Below are 3,542 nucleotides of genomic sequence, written 5' to 3'. Positions count from 1 at the left end.
CGTCGCCCTGCTCCTCAGCGGAGGCTGAAATGCTCGAGGAAGTCGCCGCCTATGGCGTGGTGGTTGCCGCAATCGCTTATCTCGGCCGCGGGCTGTTCGCCGCTACGCTCATGCCGGCGCTCGCCCGGCTCTGGCCGAATCTGCCGCGCAGCCGACCGCTCGCCGCAACCAACGGCGGCGAGCGCCAGGCGAATGCGCGTCCCTGCAATGGCTGCTGCGGCTGCGCCAGCCGGCGGCAGCAGCCACAAAGCCAAGTGCTCAGCATCCGCCGCAAAGGCACGGCAGACCGCTGAACAAAATGCCCCGCCGGCCCGGCGATACGGCGGCATTCGCAAGCGACCGGTGTTGCTGAGTCCACACGTTCGGCACGATGCGCGCGGCCTTCCCTGAAGTCAACTCTGTTGCATCTGCAACAGAACCATGTTGAAATGACGTCAACGAGAGTCAAGAGTCTTTTGCACAGCGAGAGGAGGAAGGGCATGTCGATGCAGGAGAAATCGTTTGGCAACAGGGGACTGGCGACCTTGCTCGCCGGCCTGCTGCTGTCCGGAATCCCCGGCCTGGCCGCCGGCGAGGCCGCTGCAGGGGCGCCGGCCCCGGCAAGCGGCGATCAGGTGGCCGCGCCAACGCAGAGTGCCGGCAACGACGACAACGAAGACAAGGCGCCGGACTGGCAGGCGAGCACGCTCGGCGGTGACTGGGGCGGCGCCCGGCAGCGGCTTTTCGACGCCGGCGTCCAGGTCGACCTCGTCTACACCGCCGACTACCTGCGCAACAACAGCGGCGGCCTCAGGCGCGGCGGCGGCTACATGGGCAACATCAACCTCGCCATCGGGCTCGACGGCGAGAAGCTCCTCGGCTGGCGCGGCGGCTCGGCGTACCTGGCCCTGATCAGCAACAGCGGCCAGCGCGTGAACCTCAACGATGTGGGCAGCTTCATGGGCGTCGACAATCTCGAGGCGCCGGTCAACCGCACCGGCATCTTCGAGGCTTGGCTGCAGCAGTCGTTCCTCGACGGCAAGGCCTCGCTGCGCGCCGGTCTCTACCCGCTCGACAGCGAGTTCTACGTCACCGACTCGTCTGGCGTGTTCCTCCACCCCTCGTTCGGCATGGCCGCCGAGGTCGCCGACTTCGGTAGTCTGGCCGGCCCGTCGATCTACGCCACGAGCAGTTACGGCGCCCGCCTGCGGATCGACCCCGACCCGGCCTGGTACGCGATGCTGGCCATCAGCCGCGGCATTCCCAGCGAGCGAATCGACACCGCCGGCCCCAACATCAGTTGGCGCAAGAGCACCGGCAGCCTGCTGATCGGCGAAGTCGGCTTCAGTCCAGTGCAGGCGGGGCTTCTGGGCGATTGCTTCGGCCCGGCCGGCGATGACGACGACTACACGCCGATCAGCAAGGTGGCCCTCGGCGCCTGGCGCTACGCGCCACGCTTCGAGCAACTGACTGCGGTCGATGCCAACGACGAGCCACGCGACTCGCGGCACTGGGGTGCCTACCTGCTGGCCGAGCAGACCGTCCATCGCGTCCCCGGAACGAAGCGCGACCTCAGCCTCTTCGCCCGCTACGGCTTCACCGACGGGCGCACCAGCACGCTCGGCCACTCGCTGAGTGCCGGCATGAGCTTCCGTGGCCCGTTCCCCGGTCGCGAAGACGATGTCTTCGGCATTGCGGCGACGCGCGCGCACGCCGATCCGCAGGGGCGTGCCCTGCTGGCCGACGAATCCGGGTCAGCGCTGACCGCAAGCAACGAGACGGTGGTCGAACTCACCTACCAGGCGCCACTGCTTCCCGGGCTGGTGGTCCAGCCCGTGCTCCAGCGCATCTTCAACCCGGGCTTCCAGCTGCCCGATTCGACCGTCGCCGGCGTTCGCCTGCAACTGACGCTGTGAGCGTCGGCGCGCAGCCGGGATGAGCGAGCTGCGCGCGATCAGGCACGATCAGCGCCGGCGTGACCCGCCACCGAGAATCGAGCCGAGGACACCGCGAATGATCTCGCGGCCAACCTGCGAGCCGATCGCCCGCGCCGCGCTCTTCGCCGCCGTCTCGACCACCGAATCGCCACGCCCGCGACCGCCGCCCCCGCCGCCGAACAGATCGCCGAGACTGCCGAGCCAGCCACCACCGCCAGCCGCCGGCGCCTGCCCGGCGGCAGTCGGCTGCCCGGCCGTCGGTTGCTGCGCCGCGGCGCCCTTCAGCTTCTCGTACGCCGACTCGCGGTCGACGGCCTTCTCGTAATGTCCGTAAATGGCGGAAGCCTTGATCACCGCCTGCCGCTCCTCGGCGGACTGCGGGCCAATCCGCGAAGCCGGCGGCAGGATGAAGGCACGCTCGACGACGTTCGGCCGGCCCTTCTCGTCGAGAAAGGAAACCAGTGCCTCGCCGACGCCCAACTCGGTGATCGCCTCCTCGGCGTTGAACTTCGGATTGGCACGCAGGGTCTGTGCGGCAGCCTTGACTGCCTTCTGGTCGCGCGGCGTGAAGGCGCGCAAGGCGTGCTGCACGCGGTTGCCAAGCTGACCGAGGACCGTGTCGGGGATGTCGAGCGGGTTCTGGCTGACGAAATAGACGCCGACTCCCTTCGAGCGGATCAGCCGCACCACCTGCTCGATCTTCTCCAGCAGCGCTGCCGGCGCCTCGTTGAAGAGCAGATGCGCCTCGTCGAAGAAGAAGACCAGTTTCGGCTTGTCGACGTCACCGACTTCCGGCAGTTGTTCGAACAGTTCGGCGAGCAGCCAGAGCAGGAAGGTCGAATACAGTCGCGGCGAAGCCATCAGCTTGTCGCCGGCAAGGATGTTGACGACGCCGCGGCCATCGTCGGTCTGCATCAGGTCGCCGATGTCGAGCATCGGCTCGCCAAAGAAGAGGTCGCCACCGTGCTCGCCGAGGTTCAGCAGCCCGCGCTGGATGGCGCCGATCGACGCCGCCGAGACGTTGCCGTACTCCGTGGTGAAGTTCTTCGCGTTCTCGCCGACATGCTGCACCATCGCCCGCAAGTCCTTGAGGTCGAGGAGCAGCAAGCCGTTGTCGTCGGCGATGCGGAACACCAGTTGCAAGACCCCGGACTGCGTTTCATTGAGGTTCAGCAGTCGGGCAAGCAGCACCGGCCCCATGTCCGAGATCGTCGCCCGCACCGGATGTCCCTGCTCGCCGAAAACGTCCCAGTAGACGACCGGGCAGCCCGCCGGCACGTGATCCTTGACGCCGAGCGCGTCGAGCCGTTCCTGCAGCTTCGGCGTCAGGCTGCCGGCAGCGGCCAGCCCCGACAGATCCCCCTTCACGTCGGCCATGAAGACCGGCACGCCAATGGCGGAAAAGCGCTCGGCAAGCAGTTGCAGGGTGATCGTCTTGCCGGTCCCGGTGGCGCCGGTGATCAGGCCGTGACGGTTGGCGAGTGCCGGCAGCAGCGCCAGTTCGGTGCCTTCGTGCCTGGCGACGAGAAGTGGTGAGACCATGGACGACTCCGGAAAGCGATGACGGGAAAGGATGGTGCGGCGGAAGTGCTAGAATGCCGGCCTTGATTATCGACCATTTGCGGC

At 67.6% G+C, this 3,542-nt stretch carries 3 protein-coding genes; 2 read left to right on the top strand and 1 reads right to left on the bottom strand.

Features of this window, described 5'->3' with window-relative positions; genetic code table 11:
• Both NFV80_RS09005 and NFV80_RS09000 read left to right on the top strand, forming a co-directional pair.
• The coding region (locus tag NFV80_RS09005) for a hypothetical protein (RefSeq protein ID WP_296758438.1) at positions 1 to 293 on the top strand (293 nt) is incomplete at its 5' end.
• Between the two features lie 186 nt (positions 294 to 479).
• On the top strand, positions 480 to 1,895 hold the full coding sequence (locus tag NFV80_RS09000; protein WP_296758436.1) for a carbohydrate porin: 1,416 nt from the start codon (positions 480 to 482) through the stop codon (positions 1,893 to 1,895).
• Between the two features lie 48 nt (positions 1,896 to 1,943).
• Here NFV80_RS09000 and NFV80_RS08995 read toward each other — a convergent pair whose 3' ends face one another.
• Positions 1,944 to 3,458, bottom strand: coding sequence for a helicase HerA-like domain-containing protein (locus tag NFV80_RS08995; RefSeq protein WP_295400904.1), 1,515 nt, complete (start codon positions 3,456 to 3,458; stop codon positions 1,944 to 1,946).
• Positions 3,459 to 3,542 lie beyond the last annotated feature (84 nt).

The organism is Accumulibacter sp., assembly GCF_023806565.1.
Lineage (GTDB): Bacteria > Pseudomonadota > Gammaproteobacteria > Burkholderiales > Rhodocyclaceae > Accumulibacter.
The sequence above is the reverse complement of the archived record's forward strand: the minus strand, read 5'-3'. Positions and strand labels throughout refer to the sequence as shown.

What these genes read in the sequence shown, in the direction of transcription:
- NFV80_RS09000 (WP_296758436.1), top strand. Translation starts at nt 480, where the DNA reads ATGTCGATGCAGGAGAAATCGTTTGGCAACAGGGGACTGGCGACCTTG.
- NFV80_RS08995 (WP_295400904.1), bottom strand. Translation starts at nt 3,458, where the DNA reads ATGGTCTCACCACTTCTCGTCGCCAGGCACGAAGGCACCGAACTGGCG.